Source organism: Chryseobacterium sp. R2ACT005 (assembly GCF_049949215.1).
Classification (GTDB): domain Bacteria; phylum Bacteroidota; class Bacteroidia; order Flavobacteriales; family Weeksellaceae; genus Chryseobacterium.
The window spans coordinates 4,583,133-4,603,226 of sequence record NZ_CP188192.1 but is presented as its reverse complement, the minus strand read 5'-3'; the positions used below and the strand labels follow the sequence as shown (position 1 = coordinate 4,603,226).

The following is a 20,094-nucleotide window of genomic DNA, read 5'->3' as shown; positions in this document are numbered from 1 at the left end:
TTGTGAGATTATTACTACGTGCAATTTTAAAACTGAAGAACCTAATGAATATGAGGTTTTTAGAACGACCATAAAATCTAAATCTAAATAAACATATTTATTTATCTACAACACAAAAATTACAAAAACCCCGCTCACCTTTAAAAGCGAGTGGGGTTTTAAACTAAAAATTAAGGATGTTCATTTCTTGCTCTGATGACCAGATTGACTAAATCTGAGCCGCCACTTGCAAAATTATCGCTTGGGTTGTGGGCACTTTGAGTAGCCACAGCATACGGAGAGCCGTCCCAATATCCCCAGAAAGGGCCTCCGCTTTGTCCAGGCCATATATCTGCTTTATGGCTCATGCTTTCGTTGTCATCAGCACTCCAGAAATCTCCATCCAGTGCGATACCTGTTTGGTATGTTGGTCTTTGAGTTCCTGTAAGGTCTCCCGGATATCCAGCGTGAGTCCAGTAAGCGCCTCCATCCCATGAGTCAGAGTAGGATTTTGAACCTAGCCATCCTGTGCTGTTTCCGATAGGTCTGTCTAATACAATGACAACATAATCGTATTGTATTTCTGTTGAATCAATAGATGGACCTGCTACTTTATACTTGTAATATGTTAATGTACCCCAGGCTGTTCCGTAAGGAGCACTGCCGTTATAATACATTGGAGTGAACTTCAGCCATCCCGTTGTGTTATTAGGCTGCCAGTCAACAATATGAGAACAGGTAAGAAGGTGTCTTGGTCCTATCATTACACCACTTCCTGATCCTAAAGAACTTTCTACCCTGCCGACACATCTCCATGGATAGGCTGTAGAATTATATACTTTTCTTTGATCTGCTCCGAAAATTGTTCTTGTATTTTCCGGAGTCAGGAAAGAATCTCTGTCAATGAATTTTGGTTTACGGTCTCTTTTCGGTTCAAGCTTTGGATTGTATTCAAAATCAGCATGGGTAGGGTAGAAATGATCAGTTTCCAGAGATCGGATCTCAGCTGTTTTTTCATCCATAGGCATTCCTATTGTTTTCATTCCTTTCGGAAAAGTTCTTCCGTTAAGGGTTTCCATAGCTGGAAGCTGGCTGGATAATTTTTCAATTGCTGACGGTTTTTCAGTTGATTTTGCTTTAACAGTTCTAAGTCTTAAAACTTCTTCTGCTGTCATTGGGTTGTTGTTTTCAATTTTAGACATGATTATTATTTTTAATCTAGTGTATTCCTACTCTTTTGATGGCTTTTCGGATTCCGCCGGTAAAGGTTATTGGTTAAGTGAATATTTTTTGTGAAAATTCTGCAGTGATGCTTTCTGTCTGGTTGATCTGGGCTGCTCCCATAGCCGCCAATGCAATAGCAACCTGCTTATCAAGCGTTTTTCTGACAATACTCCCATTGGTAGCACGTAAAATCTTGCAGAAATGATAGGTGAAATATCCTCGTATCTGTCCGCTGATACTCCCTTCCATAGATACCTGATTGTCTTTTGCAGCTGCCCATAACGTATGATTCATTCCGGCAACAGGGATAAGTGCTTTAGTAAGAACAGTTGATTTTTTTGAATTCTTAGACGATTCCATTTCACTGGCATAAGTCAGATAAAATTCATCTTCAAGCATGGGCGGAATATAACGGGCGGTTTCGTTCAGAAAATCTGCTTCCAGTCCCAGATCCATTTTTCGGGTTCCTGTTCCGGAATAGCAGCAGTCGAAAATGACTTCCATATTGACTCCGGCTTTCAGCTTACTGAGAACTGTTTTAAAATCATCATCACGAATGACTCCGTTATTGGCATAATCGTGTGGGCAAATGGCTTCATCCAAACCGTCCAGTTCCAGATCTGATCCTATATTAGCCACTCTGGTCCCGTGTCCCGAATAATAAAAAACAAGAGAATCTCCTTTTACACTTGTGCTGATCATGGATTTCAGATAGTTTAATATATTCGCTCGTGTTGCATTTTGATTGGTCAGAATTTTAATCTTTGCCGGACTAAAACCACAGATCACCAATGTATTTGCCATATCTCTTGCGTCATTCACACAACCATTAAGATCCGGTCCTCCGTAACCGACAGGTGCATAATCATTAATACCTACGATAAGTGCTTTTTTCATTGTATTAGTTTTAAAAATATTCCCTACTCTGTTTCGGCTTTTCGGGTTCTGCCTTTCTGTGTTTTTTCTATGACAAAATTCCATCATTCTGAAGGACAAAAACAGAGGATAAAACCGTATTTTGAAAAAGGAAAAACACCTTTTTGACTGTATATGAGTGTGTTATGAATTAAAAATCCGGCAGCTTGAAAAGCTGCCGGATTCGTAAAAAGAATGTAAAGATGTTTATTTTATAGGATAAGAAATAAGTTTAAAATGAGACTATTCAATCAACACAGATCATGTTTCAAGGCAAAAAGGACTAGGCCTGCTCTGTTTTTGATATCCAGTTTTACAAAAACAGAATCTCTGTAACCATCTATTGTTTTCGGACTCAGGCACATCTTGTCAGCAATTTCTTTGTAGGTAAGCTCACTGCACGCCCATTTTATAAATTCTCTCTCTCTGTCTTTAAGCTCGGAAAGCAGGGATGCATTTTTCATTTCCTCTGTTTTTACTTTCAATAATTTCTGAGCTACAAAATCAGTATAAAAACTACCTTTCTCGAATACAGTGTCTATGGCCTGAAAGAGAATAGCAGGCTGCATGTCTTTCAGTAAATATCCTTTAGCACCTGCCTTCAGCATTCTGATAAGAACTTTTTCATCATCATCCATGGTCAGGGCAATGACTTTGATGTCAGGATAATGCTCCGTAAGCCATTCTGTAGTTTCTATACCGTTTTTATAAGGCATATTAACATCCATCAGTACTACGGCGGGTAATTCAGAAGCTTTTTCCACATCTGCAATAAATTCTTCTCCGTTGGGATGATTCATAATTACCCGATATTGAGTGTTTTCTGTGATCATATTTTCCAAAGCTTTGGAAATTAAGGTATGATCATCAACGATCGCTATGGGGATAGTTTTCATAATAAATTTTTGTGATAGGTTATCAAAGTTTGTGTTCCTTTATTCAATTCTGAGTGTATAGACAGTTCGGCATGAATCAGTTTTGCTCTCAGTTCCATGTTTTTTAATCCTGAGCCATCCTGAATAATGTTTGTATCAAAGCCTCTTCCGTTGTCGGAGATACTGATGTGTAATTTTTCACAGTCATCTTCTATCTGTACGGAAACATTTTTGGCCTTGGAATGTTTTAGAATATTGTTAATACTTTCCTGGACAATCCTGAAAAGGATCAGACCATGTTTAGGGGAAATATCAATATCCTGCTTTTGAGTGATAAATTCTATTTTTAATAATTTCAATTTTTTGATCCGCTGAACTTCTCTTTCAATGGATTCTGCCAGTCCGAAATGAATGATCTGTTCGGTAATTAATGTTTTAGACAGGTTTCTTATATCCTGTATACATTCGCCCAATAGTTCATTGAGCTCAATCAGATCTTCTTTTTCGTTGTTTTTTAATTTGGTAATCAGTTGGTTTTGCCGCAGCCGGACCACAGAAAGTTTTTGTCCCAGATCATCGTGTAATTCCTGTCCGATATAATTCAAGGTCTGTTCCTTCATTTCTACCTGTGAAGTGGCCAGCTCTTTTTCAAACCGCAAATCTTTTTCTTTTTGCTCTATCAGCAAGGTTGTCTTTTTCTTAATGAAAACAGCATAAATGAAGATCATTGTCAAAACAACGATGAATAAAGTAATCGTAAAGATGATGACCAAATTATTCTCTTCCATATCTGAAAAGGATTTATCTTATTTTTTCTTGTTTGTTCCAAATTAAGCCCAATATGAGTATACCGTTACTGATCAGATTCAGCATAAATAAAATGAAGAAATAAATAGTCTCCGAAACAGTAGTCCTGAAAAAGAGTATCGGAATACTTCCAATAAAAAAGATCAGTAAAGCCACTGATATCCAGAATGGTAAATAGCTCTTTATTTCCAGTATCTTATCAGAATTAAAGGTTTGGTACAGGAACAAAATAATTGAAAATAACAACAGAAGAATATCTACATACAGCATATTAAAAGAAAAATGATGAAGCAGATTGTCTTCCGTAGAAAACATTACAGCAATATTGAGGACGAAAAGAGCCAGGATGATAGTCTGTATCTTTTTGAGCAGCGGAACATATAATAACTGGTGATAATAAAATAAATACAAAAAGAATACGATCATTAAAAACCCAATTACATAAAATATGTCCGTAGGCAGGTTTGTCAGGTCGTAGTAGAAATAACAGAAAATATCAATCAGGGAAAACAACAGATATCCAATAATAAAAAATAAGTTCTCCTTTCCGGTTTTTCTATGTTTTATGACCATTAAAAGCATCACTATGATGGATAGGATTATCGATATCTGTTTCCCTGTTTCAATATTCCAGTTCATAATTTTGTGTTTTTAAGGCATGGTTCCTGACAGGGTTTTTGGAGGTGGTGCCAGATTGGTCATATTCATAGATTCTATAGAAGGGACGTCTGTATTTTCCTCGGTGGACGCCGATCTGGCCATCGCATTGTCACCTTTTCTTTTTTGGGATGTAGGAACTAAAAATATGGTTTGATAGCCTGCATATTCAGGTTTTGCCATTTTGTTTTTAGGATGATTCACAGGATATTTTCCCATATAGATCCTGATTCCCGGATTTTTTAATTTTTGTTTTTTGGCATTTTCTTTTACGTATTTAATATAGCCTTCCATATCTTCCAGTGAAAACCAGTACCATCGGGAATCAGGTTCACCGTTTCTGTATTTCATGAGAATTTCATGATTGGTTCTCGTGTATTCATCAAAAAGGACCCGGCCTTCACGATAGCTGATCAGTTTCTTTTTATAACTGTTACTAACGGGTTCTTTAGGAGGTTCAGAGCAGCGGGTGCAGCTTAACAAACAGAGCGTTAGAATAAATGCTGCACAAAGCAAACTTAAAGTCTTAGTAAAAAAGGAAGTTTTCATTTTTATGGTTTTTAATTTTATGGAACAAAATTAGCTAACGGCACAACTATAAAAAAGAGGGAAAACACTGTTTTTATCCTTTACTAAATTTACGGCTTTTTAATATTCAGTTGAATATGAATTGTTGATTTGTTTTTATTTTAAAAAAAATATTAATTATGATTATTAAAATAACAATATCTGTTTGGTTCCGAAACTAAGTATAAAAAACAGGACCGGGAAGAGATTTCCGGTCCTGTCAAACAAGATTAAGTGTAAAATTTAGCCTTTAAAGGCAAAAAGGATAATTCAAAATGTGTTCAGATTTTTATTGATCTTAATCTATGTTTAGGGGAATTGATAGTAATGGTACTTTATTTTTATAAGCCATTATAGCTGTTTTACTTCGGTGAAAAAGAGATTCTATAAGGTTGTATTTGTAGGGAACCATAGTCAGAAGATCCGGGTTTGTGAGTCTGATTTCCTCCTCAATAGCTTTGATAACTTCTATGGATTGAGTCATTTTAAAACTATATTTAATATCATCCAGATCATATCCGGAATTCAGGTCAATATCATGAATAACCTCGGCAAAATCTTCCAGCCTTTCACTTACATTGAATACCTCAATCTCAGCATTAAACTTATTAATGAAATAATAAATATCATTCATTGCTGTCCAGGTCATGCTTTTGTGGGTATCATAAGCAAAAAGAATTTTCCTGATCCCTGTATATTCTATATGAGAAGGAACAATGAGTATCGGTTTTTTGAGCCGGTGGATAGCTCTTGTTACACTGTTACCCAAAAGCTTTTGTTCAAGCGTTCTTTCTGCCATTCCCATCACAATAAAATCACATTCGTGGAGCTGTATGCACTTTTCAAGCTCTTCAATAAAATTGCCGGAAGCCAGATGATATCCGGTTTCTATAGCATAAAGCGCCGCAAGTTCGGCTGCCTTGTCGTCCAGCTTTTTCTGATTTTTAAGCGTTTGAGCATAGAAGAAATCAGCTGAAGCCTGTGCGTTCAAAGCATGAATAGATACGGTTTGAAGATTAAAAAGTATAATCCTGTATTTATTTTCTTTAGCCATAGATGCTGCATAATGAGTAGCATTTTCAGCTTCGTGGGAAAAATTTGTGCAGACAATTATTGTTTTCATTGTTCCGGATTTAATACTGCAAAACTATGGTATACAGGATTTCACCTATGGTAAAAATAAGGTGACATTGCATAAAATGATGATGAACTGTCTTTTTCAGGTGATGAACCGTCACATCCATTTGAACGCTGCTATTTTACGTTTCAGGTACGGTTTTGGCGGTCTCGTCTAAAATAGAAGATATTCGTCTAAAATCTATTTCTATATTTACATTCATAAAATCCCGGATATGAATAGGATTTCTACCATCAGAAAAAATATAGTAAGAAATAAGAAGATTCTTTCTACCATGAAGAGAAGGCTCGTGATCTGGGCAGTAGCAGTAGTTACTTTCTGTGTTTTTTCCTATCTTATTGATCCTTTTGATCCCGTTTGGAAAGAATATTTGAACGCTCCGCTGAGGATGATTCTGGAAGATGCCTCATGGATTGTCTTTTTTTCTATCATCATCTCAGAGGTAAGTATATTTATAGACAGAACACTCAATAAGCTGCTTCCCTGGAGTAACAGAACCGTGAAGCGGTTGCTCATCCAGTGTTTGATTCAGATCGTGGGAAGTGTCATGATTGTGATCATTATTAATGCCATTGTAGACTGTACCTCAGTGACATTACCCGAAATGGATTCCCGCAAAGAATACACGCTGTTGGGACAATGGATCGCAACTAATATTGTAATATCGTTGATTATCAGTGCTTTTAATACCGTGGATTATTTACTTGAAAACTGGAAAAAAACTGCCGTAGAAGCTGCTCAGCATAAACTTAGGGCATCAAAACACAAGCAGGCTGCTATGGCGGCAGAGCTTCAGGCTCTTAAGCTTCAGATAGACCCTCATTTTATTTTCAACAACTTAAGTGTACTGTCAGAACTCATCCTTGAAGATCAGCAGTTAGGGTATGAATATTCAGAGAAGTTTGCAAGAGTATACAGATATCTGTTGGTCAATTCCAAAAAAGATATTATTGCAGTAGAAGAGGAGCTCAAATTTTTAGAATCCTACATCTTTCTGATTGAAAAAAGAATTGGCGAAGGTGTTGTTTTTAAAATAGATATTCAGGAAGAATACAGGTCCAGATTTACCCTTCCCCTGTCTTTACAATTGCTGGTTGAAAATGCCATTAAGCATAATCAAACTTCTAAATTAAATCCTCTGGAAATTCACGTTTATACAAATTCTGAAGGAGAATTGATAGTCTCCAATACATTTCTGCCTTTGATCAATAAGCCGGATTCCTCAGGAGTAGGACTCACCAATATTATTGCACGGTACGAAATCCTGGGATATCCTAAGCCTGTAATTGAAAAAACGGAAGATAAATTTATTGTAAAACTCCCATTGATATGAAGATTAATAAAGTTTTAATCGTTGAAGACGAAAGACCCAATGCTGACAGATTAAAAAGACTGTTGTTGAAGTTAAGACCCCATATCGAAATCCTGTCTGTAGAAGACTCGATAACCTCAACGGTACACTGGCTGGAAAATAATGTCGTTCCGGATGTCATCATGATGGATGTACGCCTTGCAGATGGGCTTAGCTTTGAAATATTCAACAAGCATGAAATTAAAAGTGCAGTTATATTCACTACAGCATACGATGAATATGCAGTACAGGCATTTAAATACAACAGTGTGGATTATCTTTTGAAACCCATTGAAGAAGAAGAGCTGGATGCTGCTTTAAAACGTTATGAAACCTTTATGGAAGCCGTTCCGGTAGTAGGAACAGCTATTGAAGGATTATTGAATTATATTCAGCCGAAAGATTACCGAAAGCGCTTTCTCATAGCCCACAGAGATGGATATAAAACCGTTTTGGCAGAAGATATCCTATACATTTACACTGAATTGGGAATCAGCAAAGCGATGTTGAATACAGGGGGGGTAGAGAATGTTCCGCAAACGCTGGAAGAACTTGAGAAACAGTTAGATCCCAAATTCTTTTTCCGGGCCAACAGACAATTTATCATTCACATCAATTCAGTAAAGCAAATCTTTAATCATTTTAATGGAAAGCTAAAACTGGAACTGAGAAAACAGCCCGATATGGAAGTGATTGTAAGCCGTGAAAAAGCCTCTATTTTCAAATCCTGGATGGATTATTAATCTCATAAAAACAAAAAAAGACTACTTTATCTAAAAGCAGTCTTTTTTTTGTTTCAGTCTTATTTTACCCAGAAAAGCTTTTTTTTATCAGATTTATAAGAGAAAACAGCTGTTTTCCCTTCATTTTTACTATCATACGTTTCACCTGCGATTAATGACACTTCACCCAATTTCTAAGTGAATATCCTTATTATATGAAGTTATTTTGCTCCTGTAAAATTTAAAAACTCATGTTATGAATTACAGAAAAGGATATCTGGTACTCTCACTTACAGCTGCAGCAATACTGTCCTCGTGCGGTTCAGGGAATGGCCAGGAAAATGCCCGGCAGATGCAGCAGGCATTGCCTACAGATTTTATTCAGGTGAAGACCGGAGATGCCGATGTGTCTATAGGATATCCGGGAAGCATAGAAGGGCAGGACAATGTAGATATTAAAGCACAGGTAACAGGTTATCTGGAAGCAGTATATATCAAAGAAGGACAATATGTAAGTAAAGGACAGACCCTTTTCAGAATAAATCCTTCAGTATATAATGAGCAGGTAAATACCAATGAAGCTGCTCTGAAATCAGCTATAGCAGCACAGGAGACAGCAAGACTTGAAGTTGAAAAACTAAAACCTCTTGTCGAAGGAAAAGTAGTTTCTGATATGCAGTTGAAAACAGCTCAGGCAAGCTATAAAGCCGCTTCAGCACAAGTAGCACAGGCGCAGTCTTCTTTAGGATCATCAAAAATCAATGCCAATTTTACCTACATCAAAGCTCCCGTGAGCGGATATATAGGAAGAATTCCAAATAGAGTAGGAAACCTTATCAGTCCGTCAGATGCTTCTCCTTTGACAACGCTTTCAAGCATAAACAGTGTGAATGTATACTTCTCAATGAATGAAGCTGATTTTATCGCGCATAGTAAAGCTTCGGTATCAGGAAATAATGCAGAAGATGTAGAACTGATCCTTGCAGATGGTTCCATCTATTCTCTTAAAGGAAAATTGGAAAATGCCAGCGGAAACTTCGATAGAAATACAGGAAGTATTCAGATGAAAGCTGTTTTTCAAAATCCCGATAAATTATTGAGAGCCGGAGGAACAGCAAGAGTAATGATTCACAATGCACTGAATGGGGTGATCAAACTTCCGAAAACATCTGTAAAAGATATTCAGGACAGGTTCTTTGTCTATAAACTGAATGGTAAGGATAAAGTGAAAATGACCCAGATTACCGTTTCTGGAAGCACATCTCAGGATTACTTTATCAAAGAAGGCGTGAATGCAGGAGACAAGATTGCCATCAACAGAATTGATGCTCTTACAGACGGCGCACAGGTTGTTGCGACAACAGTTCCTTTGAAATAGTTGTATAACCATTCTTAGAAAATTCAAAAAATGTTAAAAAAGATAATAGACCGTCCGGTACTGGCGACGGTAATATCCCTTATCATTGTTATTTTAGGGATCATAGGATTAAACCAGCTGGCAGTGACCAGATTCCCGGATATTTCTCCACCTACCATTACTGTTTCAGGATCGTATCCGGGAGGAAACAGTGAAACAGTGATCCGTTCCGTGGTAACTCCACTGGAAGAACAGATTAATGGAGTGGAAGATATGGAGTATATGAAGTCCAGTGCAAGTAATGACGGCACATTTTCAATCTCCATCATATTCAAACAAGGGGTGAATGCAGATCAGGCTGCTGTAAATGTCCAAAACAGGGTACAGCAGGCCACTCCGATACTTCCTCAGGAGGTGGTGAGAATGGGACTTACTACATCCAAGCAGCAGAACAGTATGGTATTGATTTTCAATATTTATACTGAAGATAATAAACAATATGATGAAACCTTCCTTCAGAACTACGCGAATATTAATCTTATCCCTCAGGTCAAAAGGGTAAAAGGAGTAGGGCAGGCCATGGTGTTTGGGTTGAAGGATTATTCCATGAGAATATGGCTTAACCCTCAGAAAATGTCATCTTACGGACTTGAGCCGGCAGATGTTTCCAGAGCGATTGCTGACCACAGTTTGGAGTCAGCTCCGGGTAAATTGGGAGAAGAATCTGATGCGGCTTTAGAATATGTCATCCGATATAAAGGGAAAAAGAACAAGCCGGAGCAATATGAGAATATCAGTGTTAAAAATACCGGAAGTCAGGTAATCAGGCTTAAAGATGTGTCCCGTGTAGAATTCGGAGCGATTTCAAATACGGGAGATAACCTTTCCAATGGGAAAAATGCGGTTACTGTAGCGATTATGCAGACCACAGGATCCAATGCCAATCAGATTGAAATAGGAGTAAACAAAGCCCTTGATCAGTTGTCAAAATCATTCCCTCCAGGTATTAAATATACAAAGGTAATGAGTACCAAAGAGAGATTGGATGAGGCTACAGGACAGGTGAAGTCTACCTTGATAGAAGCATTTATACTGGTATTTATTGTAGTATTTATCTTTTTACAGGATTTCAGATCTACTATTATTCCGGCAGTGGCAGTTCCGGTAGCGATTATCGGTACCTTCTTCTTCCTTCTGGTCTTAGGATTTACCATCAACGTACTGACGCTTTTTGCCCTTGTACTGGCCATCGGTATTGTCGTCGATGATGCGATTGTAGTAGTGGAAGCCGTCCACAGTAATATGGAAGGAACTAACCTTTCAGGAAGAGAGGCTACTCACAAAGCGATGAGTGAGATTACAGGAGCTGTTATTTCTATTACGCTGGTAATGTCTGCAGTATTTATTCCTATTGGGTTTATGTCCGGTTCAGCAGGATTATTCTATAAGCAGTTTGCCTATACATTGGCTATAGCGATCATTATTTCTGCGGTTAATGCATTGACTTTAACTCCTGCTTTATGTGCTGTATTTTTGAAGAATAACCACTCGGGAGAAGGTAAAAAACCAAAAGGATTCGGGCAAAGATTTGCAGTAGCATTCAATGCCGGATTTAATAATATGACCAACCGTTATGCAAAAGGAGTTCGATTCTTAATTGGACGTAAATGGATTGCAGGAGGGTTAATAGTAGCGGTTATCGGTGTCGCAGGATGGCTGATGTCAAGCACTCCTAAAAGTTTTGTACCGATGGAAGATGACGGATTCTTTATGTACACCTTAAGTATGCCGCCAGGGACAGCATTGACTAAAACTACGGAAGTTTCCAACAAAATCAATGAAATTTTAAAAGGAGTAGATGCCGTTCAGGAAAATACTTCCATTACAGGATACAACCTGCTTAGTAACAGTGCGGGGCCAGCTTACGCCATGGGATTTGTTAAACTGAAACCCAAAAAAGAAAGAGGTGAAGTTCAGGATATCCAGGAGGTTGTTGATATGGCTAATGCAAAATTGGGAGTGATCAAAGAAGGAAGTGTGATGACCTTCAGAATGCCTCCGGTAGAAGGATACGGAATGACGAATGATGCAGAGATCGTACTTCAGGACCGTATGGGAAGAGATCCTCAGGTTCTTAAGGCCAAAGCGGATGAATTAATTGGTCAGCTGATGAAGGTCCCGGAAGTAGCATTTGCCTACACGATGTTCAGGGCAGATTATCCTCAGATGGAGCTTGAAGTGAATGAAGATAAAGCAAAACAGCTGGGAGTAAGCATTTCAAACCTGTTAGGAACCGTTCAGACGTATTTCTCAGGAGATCAGTCTCAGAACTTCTCAAGATTCGGGAAATTTTACAGAGTGAATATTAAGGCAGACGGTGTTTTCAGAATGGATGAGCAGGCCTTCAATGATATTTTCGTGAAAAATGAAAAAGGAGATATGGTGCCGGTGAATACACTGATCACTTTGAAAAAAGTCTATGGTCCGGAATCTGTTCAGCGTTATAACCTTTACAACTCATTAAATATCAACGTATCTCCAAAACTGGGAGTAAGTAACGGAGAATTGATGGGGAAACTGGAGCAGACCTTAAGCAAATTGCCTTCTGACTACAGCTATGAATGGACAGGATTGAGCCTTGAAGAGAAATCTGCAGGAAATCAGACGATTGCCATCTTCGGATTATGTTTGCTTTTCGTATACCTGCTATTGGCAGCTCAGTATGAAAGTTATATCCTTCCTCTGGCAGTAATGCTTTCTATCCCAACGGGAATTGTAGGAGCGTTCCTGGGAATAAAAGCGATCGGACTGGATAACAATATTTATGTACAGGTAGGATTGATTATGCTTATTGGATTATTAGCCAAAAATGCCATTCTTATTGTTGAATTTGCTATCCAAAGGAGAAAATCGGGGCTTTCGATCCTGGATTCTGCACTGGAAGGAGCGAAGGCGAGATTACGTCCGATTATCATGACCTCGTTAGCCTTTATTGTAGGAATGGTTCCACTGATGATTTCTTCAGGAGGAATGGCTTCAGGAAACAAATCAATCAGTACAAGTGCAGCAATGGGAATGCTGAGTGGAGTGGTTTTGGGAGTTTTTGTAATTCCTGTACTCTACATGTTCTTCCAGTATCTGGATGAGAAATTCTCTGCCAAAAAGAAGTACAATACGATAGAAAATCAATTGACAAATGAGAATATTTAATATAAAAAACTTCCTTATTTCAGGCGCAATGGCATCACTGCTGATGTCTTGTGCCGTAGGGAAAAAATATACAAGAACAGACCTTCAGGTTCCGGAAACGTACAAAGAATCTGTGCAGGTAACAGGAGATACGGTGGTTCTTCCATGGAAAACTTTTTTCAAAGATCCTAAATTGATAGGCTTAATAGATAAAGCACTTTCAAGAAATAACGAAGTAAACGTAGCCCTGAAAAATATCGAACAGCTGGATCTGATCTATAAACAAGCCAAGCTGGGGCTGATGCCGACATTGGATTTAACCGCTGGGGCGAACAGAAGCTGGGCGTCCAAAAATACTCTTAACGGCTCTCTTAATGAACAGTTTGTTGGAACAAAGTATATGGATGATTTCAGTGCTGCCCTAAGGCTTTCCTGGGAAATAGACATCTGGGGAAAAGCTAAAATGCAGAAAGAATCTGCCGCCGCTGAGTATTTTGGACAGAAAGAAAACTTAAATGCCATCAAAAGCAGGATCGTAGTTCAGGTTGCGCAGGCTTACTATAATCTCATAAGTCTGGATGAACAGCTGAAAATAGCCGGGCAGAACATTGAACTCAGTGACAATACTCTTACAATGATGAATCTGCAGTTTAAAGCAGGACAGATTAATTCATTGGCAGTTCAGCAGTCAGAAGCCCAAAAGAAAACAGCTGAGCTACTGATCCCTTTGGCAAAACAGAATATTTCTATTCAGGAAAATGCACTGAGCATTCTTTGTGGAGAATATCCCACCAGAATAGAAAGAGAAGGAAATCTTAAAACAATGATTCCGGAAAATAGATTGTCTGAAGGATTACCAGCCCAGCTGCTGAGCCGCAGACCGGATCTGAAAATGGCAGAATTTAACGTAATTAGCCTGAATTCCAAAACCGGACTGGCAAAAGCAGCCATGTACCCAAGTATCAGCCTGAGCCCGCAGATAGGAGTGAACTCAAATAAGTTCAGCTCATGGTTTGATATTCCCGGATCTATTACCAAAACAATTGCAGCAAATCTGGCAGCCCCGATTTTTCAGAAAAAACAATTGAAAACAGCTTACGAAACTGCATTGATTGAACAGGAAAAAGCAGCCATCAACTTTAAACAATCTGTAATGACTGCTGTGGGAGAAGTTTCCGATGCTATGGCCAAGTCTAAAGGTTCTTCAGAAAGATTGCAGCTTTTAGAACAGAGAACAGCCATTCTGGATAAAGGAATCAATGATGCCCTGAAACTGTATAAAAGCGGGATGGCAACCTATCTTGAAGTCATTACAGCTCAGAACAATAAACTTCAGAATGACCTGGAAGCCATTAATGTAACCCTTGAAAGATTAAATGCAGAAGTAGACCTGTACAGATCGCTTGGAGGAGGAGTACAATAACATGTAAATAATAGATATTAAATTAAAAGGAAGCTGCATCTTATAGCTTCCTTTTTTTTGTTATTTCTAAAGGTAAATACAATTTAATTGAGCATAAGGTCCGGAATTTGCACAGGAGTGATGAAATTTTACACTCATTAAATCAGTGATTTATGAAAAATTTTATCTTTTTTTCAAAAATAGATGCAAGATTTTTGAAAAGTAGGATTTATATAGATGAGTACTCGAAAATAATTAATGTTTAACGAAAAAAGTAATGCAATGAAAAGATTGACAGTACCCCGATTTTTTATAACAGTTTTAATGGTTTTAGTAGGATTTACTTTATCCTCTTGTAATGATAATGATGGTCCGGACATACCTCCTGTAAAAATGGAAGACTTAAAAGGAAACTACAAAGGTAAGCTGGTTATTGTGCAGGGAAATAGCAAAAGAGAAGGAATAAAAGAATTTAAAGTAAAAAAAGATACAATCTCGTTTGCTGAATTTCCAATAGAAGAAATTGTAAAAACTGTGGTGAAAAATCCTGCAAAAGCAGAAACCGCATTGAAATCAATGGGAAAAGTGAAGTATGACCTTAAGTATGCTGCAGTAATTAATACTGCGAATAATGTGATAGAACTTACATTTGCTCCTAAGGCTATGGAACTTCAGATCCCTGTAGACGGAGTGAATAAAAAGACCGTTGTAGAATTTGTAGCGAAACAAAAAGGATATTATGTAGGATTGGACCAGACGCTGAGGTATGCTGTAACAGCAGAAAAAATTACAGTAGATGGTACATTGATTACCCCTTATGAGGTGATTGATTATAATTTTCCATTCTGTATAAAAAATTAATTAATAGATATTATCATCAATGGATTGCGCTTTATTATTAAGATGCAATCTATTTTTGCTTGACAGTTTTATAACATCCCAGTGGATACGGAGGCAGCAGTATATGGAAGAAAGTAAAGAACAGATTTTGGTAAAGCACCTTCTGAAGAAGGAGGAGGCTGCCTGGAAAGAGCTTTTTGGAGCTTATTCCGGAAATCTGGCTTATGTCTGCTCCCGTTATGTAGCTGAAAAAGAAGATGTTCATGATATACTTCAGAACAGTTTTATCAAAATGTTCCGTTCGATAGAATCTTTTGAATACAGAGGAAGTGGGTCTTTGAAAGCCTGGATGACCCGTATTGCTGTCAATGAATCTTTGAAACATATCAAACAGAAAGGAGATTTTAATTCTGCGGTGGAAGTGGATGATCTTCCGGATATTCCTAATGAAGAAGAACCGGACTTTGAAGAGGTTCCGCGTGATGATATTATGATGATGATAAGAGCGCTTCCTGAAGGGTACAGAACTGTTTTTAACCTGTTTGTATTTGAGAAAAAAAGCCATAAGGAGATTGCCGGACTGCTGGGAATTGCAGAAAATTCTTCTGCATCTCAGTTTCACCGTGCAAAAGGACTGCTTGTTCAGAAAATAAAAGAATTTAAAATGTCAAAAAAAGCACAATATGAATAATGAATGGCTAAATAACCTGCGAAGCAGAATGGATGACCATGAAGAGGACGTTCCGGAAGGATTGTGGGATGACATCAAAGATGAACTATTTTCCGGGGAAGAAAACAGCAGTATTCCCGGGTTTATCCCAGAAATTCATGAAGGAGGAAAAAACAAGAAAGAGAAGGGAACCGGTGCAGGAAAAAAAACGTTATTCTATCGTCTCGGAGGTATTGCAGCTGCCATTGCACTGCTCTTTTTACTGACGAAACTCCTGCCACAGAATGACACAGGTAAAACCCTGTCTCAGAAACCGGCAGATGTGAAAAAAGAAAAGGAAAAGAATTCTTTAAAACCTCTGGAAACTGAACATCTCTCAAGTGATGAAGTGAAATCCGGAACAGTGCCTTTTTTAGCTGAAAAAATATCAAAAGCAGGTGGTCCGGAGAAAAAGTCAGGACAGAAATATTTTAATACTGAAGAAAAAAATGAAGTAGGGAATATTCAGGATATTCATGAAATCATCAAACTTCCAGCTGTAATGGAGCCTTTTCATCAGGAGAGTAAGATCGCTCAGAAAGTATCTCATACCGATGATACAGTAAAAGAACCGGCCATAGAGAAGACCCCTGATGAGGTTCTTTTCAAACAGGAAGAATTAAAAGAAGTGTATGCAGAGAATACAAAACATACCACCAAAAAATCCCGTGACAAAAAGTCGTGGATGCTGAGTATGCTTACAGGAAATGTTGCTTCCAACTCTGCAGAACAGCAGTTTCCGGGATATGCTTCCATCACTGGAAAAGCAATGAATGTTGAGCAGGTCTGGAGTACTTCTGAATATCATGATGATCCTCTGACAGCTATATTTCTGGCAAATCAAAGTCAGCCGGTTGAAGCAAGAATCAGACATAAGGTGCCTGTTACATTTGGATTGTCTCTTTACTACAATTTAGGAAAAAGATGGGGAATAGGAACAGGACTGAATTATACGAAACTTTCTTCTGAATTGCATTCAGGAACGGAGAACAATTATATTAAAGGAGATCAGACGGTTCATTATATAGGAATTCCGGTGCAGGTCAATTATAATATCATTCAGAAAGGGAGGTTTACAGGATATGTTACAGGCGGAGCGCTTATTGAAAAACCTATAGCAGGAAATATCACAACAACTTATGTGGTGAATGATGAAATAAAGGAATCCTCAAAAGAGCGTGTGGAACCAAAACCTTTTCAGTTTTCGGTTAACACTGCGGTAGGATTTCAGCTGAAGGTCATAGACAAAGTCGGAATTTATGCTGAACCGGGAATAGGATATCATTTTAAGGAAGAAAATGCTCCTAATACCATTTATAAAGAGAAACCATTTCATTTTAACATGAAATTCGGGATCAGAGTGCTGCTGGATTAATGTTGGGGATTTTAAAACAAAACCAAACTTAATTATTATATATGAAAACAAAACTAATTTTTTTAGTGTTTTTACTATTCAGCATTCTGGATATAAAAGCACAGTGTACCCCTACCATTACCAGTCCGAGACTTGGACAGAAATATCCGGGAACAATTTTGTTCTGCGATGTGGAAGATGAAATAATTTCTACCACACAGACCTATGGAAGCTATCAGTGGTACAAACAGGAATGGACCTGGCAGACACCCAACAACAACCCTTGGGTGGGCATTCAGGGAGCTACATCGCAGCAGTTAACCGTTAGTGGTAATGACCAGCTGAATTATTTTAAAGTAGTCGTTACAGATGGGGATTGTACAGCAGAAAGCCCGGCAGTATTTGCTGATGGATTTGTATATGGTCTTCCGGCTATGATGACAACTTATACTCCCGGAACCTATCAGGAAAATATGGGAACCGTGAATGTATGTAATGGAGCATCTGTACAATTTGATAATATATTTCCTGTTGTATATGGCAAACATACCTGGTTCAGATGTGTACCAAGCAGTAATCCTGCGTTGCCGGGAGATCCCTGCATCATTCCTGGAGTGATAGGAGATACATATGTTGCGACAAGTTCCGGAAAATATGGCTTTTATGCCTGTACAGAATATTGCCCGGATCAATGCCAGATGCTGGATCCGTTTGCCTTTGTGGAAGTGAATTTCGGAAATTGGGATTTCTGCACCAATCTGGGAACAGGAGAGGTGAAGACTAAAGATAATAATCTGAAAATCTATCCCAATCCTACAGCGCAGCATCTTTATATCGGAAAAGAATCAGACAAAATCTATAAGGAAGTTACCATTATAGACATGTCCGGAAAACTTGTTCTAAAGAAAAATGACCACAGGTATAATCAGGCGATTGATGTAAGTCAGCTCGTGCCAGGAAACTATATCATTGTTTCTAAAAGCGCAGATGGAAAAGAATATAAAAATAGATTTATAAAGAAATAAGATTACATAGTCTGAATGTGTTAAAATTTTGATTGTGGGAAGGAAGATTGGATGTCAGAGGAGGGATGTTTCTTGTATTGAAGAAGAACTAGAGTAATTTATTTTAATACTTTACGCTCAATAGATAAAATTTCATCCTTGTTAATCTAATGACGTCATAATTACCCCCCCCAAAAAAGGAATTCTCTCTTTCCGGCATCCGGCTTCCTGACTCACATTTGGCATTTTATCCGGAATTCAGATGAAATAATCTCTTTCGTTAGTTTTTAATAATGGTTGGATCGGTACAATTTTTTGTGCCGATTTTTTTATTTTGAGTTTTTCTTAATATCTTTTTAAATATCCCTTTCTGACTAGAATATCATTCATGTAAACATCAGATTTTCAAAATAGTATATTCATTATTTTTACTTCAAAAACACACCATGCTGATCAAAATTTATGGAAGTGCCATTCATGGAGTGGCTGCACAGACAATAACAATTGAAGTGAATGTAGATACCGGTGGAGTAGGATACCATCTGGTGGGTCTTCCTGATAATGCGATTAAAGAAAGCAGTTATAGAATCTCTGCCGCACTGAAAAATGTAGGATATAAAATTCCCGGAAAGAAAATCACCATCAATATGGCTCCGGCGGATCTCAGAAAAGAAGGTTCTGCCTATGATCTGAGTATTGCCATTGGTATTTTAGCGGCTTCAGATCAGATTTTGGCTGAGGAAATTGAACATTATGTTATTATGGGCGAGCTTTCTCTCGACGGAAGCCTGCAGCCCATCAAAGGTGTTTTGCCCATCGCTATTCAGGCAAGAGAAGAAGGCTTTCAAGGAATTATTCTCCCCAAACAAAATGCCAGAGAAGCCTCCATTGTCAATGATCTTGACGTATATGGGGTAGAAAATATCAGAGAAGTTATTGATTTCTTTAATGAAGGAAAACCGCTTGAAAAAATGATATTGGACACCAGAAAAGAGTTTCATGAGAGAATCAACGATTTTCCTTTTGATTTCTCCGAAGTTAAAGGTCAGGAAACAGCCAAAAGAGCGATGGAAGTCGCAGCTGCAGGCGGACATAATATCATTTTGATCGGTCCGCCAGGAAGCGGAAAGACCATGCTGGCTAAAAGGATTCCCAGTATTTTACCTCCATTGACCCTGAAAGAAGCTTTAGAAACAACAAAAATTCATTCCGTAGCCGGAAAAATAGGAACTGAAGCATCATTGATGACCGTTCGTCCCTTCAGATCTCCGCATCATACTATTTCTGATGTTGCTTTGGTAGGAGGTGGAAGTTATCCGCAGCCCGGAGAGATTTCCCTGGCTCATAACGGAGTGTTATTTCTGGATGAAATGCCCGAATTTAAGAGAACCGTGCTGGAAGTGATGAGGCAGCCTTTGGAAGATCGTGAAGTAACAATTTCAAGAGCACGGTTTACAGTAAACTATCCGGCAAGCTTCATGTTGGTAGCCTCTATGAATCCCAGCCCAAGCGGCTTCTTTCCCGATGATCCTAATAATACCTCATCTGCTTATGAAATGCAGCGCTATATGAATAAACTTTCAGGGCCGCTTCTGGATAGGATTGATATTCATATTGAAGTTCAGAAGGTAGAGTTTGAACAGCTTTCCGAAAAAAGAAAAGGAGAAATGAGCGAAAACATCCGGGAACGTGTCCTGAAAGCAAGAGATATTCAGAATAAAAGATATCAAAGCCTCAATATCAGCAGTAATGCTCAAATAGGGCCTAAGGAAATTGAAGCCTTTTGTGAGTTGGATGAAACTTCTTTCGGTCTCATCAAATTGGCAATGGAGAAACTAAATCTTTCGGCAAGAGCATATGACAGAATACTGAAAGTCGCCAGAACAGTTGCTGACCTTGAAGGATCAGAGAATATCCTGTCTCATCATATTTCTGAAGCCATACAATACAGAAGCCTTGATCGTGAATTTTGGAATGGTTAGTTTTATATTTAATTGATTTTAA

General features: G+C 38.2%; 18 protein-coding genes. 11 read left to right on the top strand and 7 right to left on the bottom strand.

Going from position 1 to position 20,094, the window contains the following annotated elements:
• Positions 1-170 precede the first annotated feature (170 nt).
• From ACPF63_RS21065 to ACPF63_RS21035, 7 genes are all read right to left on the bottom strand, one after another.
• Positions 171-1,181: a trypsin-like serine peptidase gene (locus ACPF63_RS21065; RefSeq protein WP_426481192.1), complete on the bottom strand. Its 1,011-nt coding sequence runs from the start codon at positions 1,179-1,181 to the stop codon at positions 171-173.
• A gap of 73 nt (positions 1,182-1,254) precedes the next feature.
• On the bottom strand, positions 1,255-2,100 hold the full coding sequence (locus ACPF63_RS21060) for a caspase family protein (RefSeq protein WP_426481191.1): 846 nt from the start codon (positions 2,098-2,100) through the stop codon (positions 1,255-1,257).
• A 269-nt stretch (positions 2,101-2,369) separates the two neighbouring features.
• Positions 2,370-3,014 (bottom strand): response regulator transcription factor, encoded by a 645-nt coding sequence (locus tag ACPF63_RS21055; RefSeq protein ID WP_077413318.1) that lies wholly within the window; start codon positions 3,012-3,014, stop codon positions 2,370-2,372.
• Positions 3,011-3,781, bottom strand: a complete 771-nt coding sequence (locus tag ACPF63_RS21050; RefSeq protein ID WP_077413319.1) for a sensor histidine kinase — start codon at positions 3,779-3,781, stop codon at positions 3,011-3,013. The genes ACPF63_RS21055 and ACPF63_RS21050 overlap by 4 nt, the downstream gene beginning before the upstream one ends.
• A gap of 13 nt (positions 3,782-3,794) precedes the next feature.
• Positions 3,795-4,439: a hypothetical protein gene (locus ACPF63_RS21045; RefSeq protein ID WP_426481190.1), complete on the bottom strand. Its 645-nt coding sequence runs from the start codon at positions 4,437-4,439 to the stop codon at positions 3,795-3,797.
• 12 nt (positions 4,440-4,451) lie between these two features.
• Complete coding sequence (locus tag ACPF63_RS21040) at positions 4,452-5,006, bottom strand: hypothetical protein (protein WP_426481189.1); 555 nt, start codon at positions 5,004-5,006, stop codon at positions 4,452-4,454.
• 316 nt (positions 5,007-5,322) lie between these two features.
• Positions 5,323-6,147 (bottom strand): universal stress protein, encoded by an 825-nt coding sequence (locus tag ACPF63_RS21035; protein ID WP_426481188.1) that lies wholly within the window; start codon positions 6,145-6,147, stop codon positions 5,323-5,325.
• Between ACPF63_RS21035 and ACPF63_RS21030 the strand changes: the two genes are divergently transcribed.
• From ACPF63_RS21030 to ACPF63_RS20980, 11 genes are all read left to right on the top strand, one after another.
• Positions 6,125-6,319 (top strand): hypothetical protein, encoded by a 195-nt coding sequence (locus ACPF63_RS21030; protein ID WP_426481187.1) that lies wholly within the window; start codon positions 6,125-6,127, stop codon positions 6,317-6,319. The two genes, ACPF63_RS21035 and ACPF63_RS21030, sit on opposite strands and share 23 nt — an antisense overlap.
• Positions 6,320-6,376: 57 nt before the next feature.
• A complete protein-coding gene (locus ACPF63_RS21025; RefSeq protein WP_426481186.1) occupies positions 6,377-7,495 on the top strand; it encodes a sensor histidine kinase in 1,119 nt (372 codons plus the stop codon).
• Entirely contained in the window at positions 7,492-8,256 is a 765-nt protein-coding gene (locus tag ACPF63_RS21020; protein WP_426481185.1) for a LytR/AlgR family response regulator transcription factor, read from the top strand. Before ACPF63_RS21025 ends, ACPF63_RS21020 begins: the two co-directional genes overlap by 4 nt.
• Before the next feature lie 235 nt (positions 8,257-8,491).
• Positions 8,492-9,613: an efflux RND transporter periplasmic adaptor subunit gene (locus ACPF63_RS21015; protein ID WP_426481184.1), complete on the top strand. Its 1,122-nt coding sequence runs from the start codon at positions 8,492-8,494 to the stop codon at positions 9,611-9,613.
• 30 nt (positions 9,614-9,643) lie between these two features.
• Positions 9,644-12,802 carry an efflux RND transporter permease subunit gene (locus tag ACPF63_RS21010; RefSeq protein ID WP_426481183.1) on the top strand — a complete coding sequence of 1,053 codons (3,159 nt, stop codon included), beginning with the start codon at positions 9,644-9,646 and terminating at the stop codon, positions 12,800-12,802.
• Positions 12,789-14,204, top strand: coding sequence for an efflux transporter outer membrane subunit (locus tag ACPF63_RS21005; protein ID WP_219072020.1), 1,416 nt, complete (start codon positions 12,789-12,791; stop codon positions 14,202-14,204). Before ACPF63_RS21010 ends, ACPF63_RS21005 begins: the two co-directional genes overlap by 14 nt.
• Before the next feature lie 261 nt (positions 14,205-14,465).
• On the top strand, positions 14,466-15,044 hold the full coding sequence (locus ACPF63_RS21000) for a DUF4840 domain-containing protein (protein ID WP_180564914.1): 579 nt from the start codon (positions 14,466-14,468) through the stop codon (positions 15,042-15,044).
• Positions 15,045-15,147: 103 nt separating this feature from the next.
• Entirely contained in the window at positions 15,148-15,714 is a 567-nt protein-coding gene (locus ACPF63_RS20995) for an RNA polymerase sigma factor (RefSeq protein WP_077413328.1), read from the top strand.
• The gene (locus ACPF63_RS20990) at positions 15,707-17,107 is read left to right on the top strand and encodes an outer membrane beta-barrel protein (RefSeq protein WP_426481182.1); all 1,401 of its coding nucleotides are present in this window, start codon (positions 15,707-15,709) and stop codon (positions 17,105-17,107) included. Before ACPF63_RS20995 ends, ACPF63_RS20990 begins: the two co-directional genes overlap by 8 nt.
• Before the next feature lie 41 nt (positions 17,108-17,148).
• Complete coding sequence (locus ACPF63_RS20985; protein WP_426481181.1) at positions 17,149-18,111, top strand: T9SS type A sorting domain-containing protein; 963 nt, start codon at positions 17,149-17,151, stop codon at positions 18,109-18,111.
• A 425-nt stretch (positions 18,112-18,536) separates the two neighbouring features.
• Positions 18,537-20,072: a YifB family Mg chelatase-like AAA ATPase gene (locus ACPF63_RS20980; RefSeq protein WP_426481180.1), complete on the top strand. Its 1,536-nt coding sequence runs from the start codon at positions 18,537-18,539 to the stop codon at positions 20,070-20,072.
• The last annotated feature ends 22 nt before the right edge of the window (positions 20,073-20,094 follow it).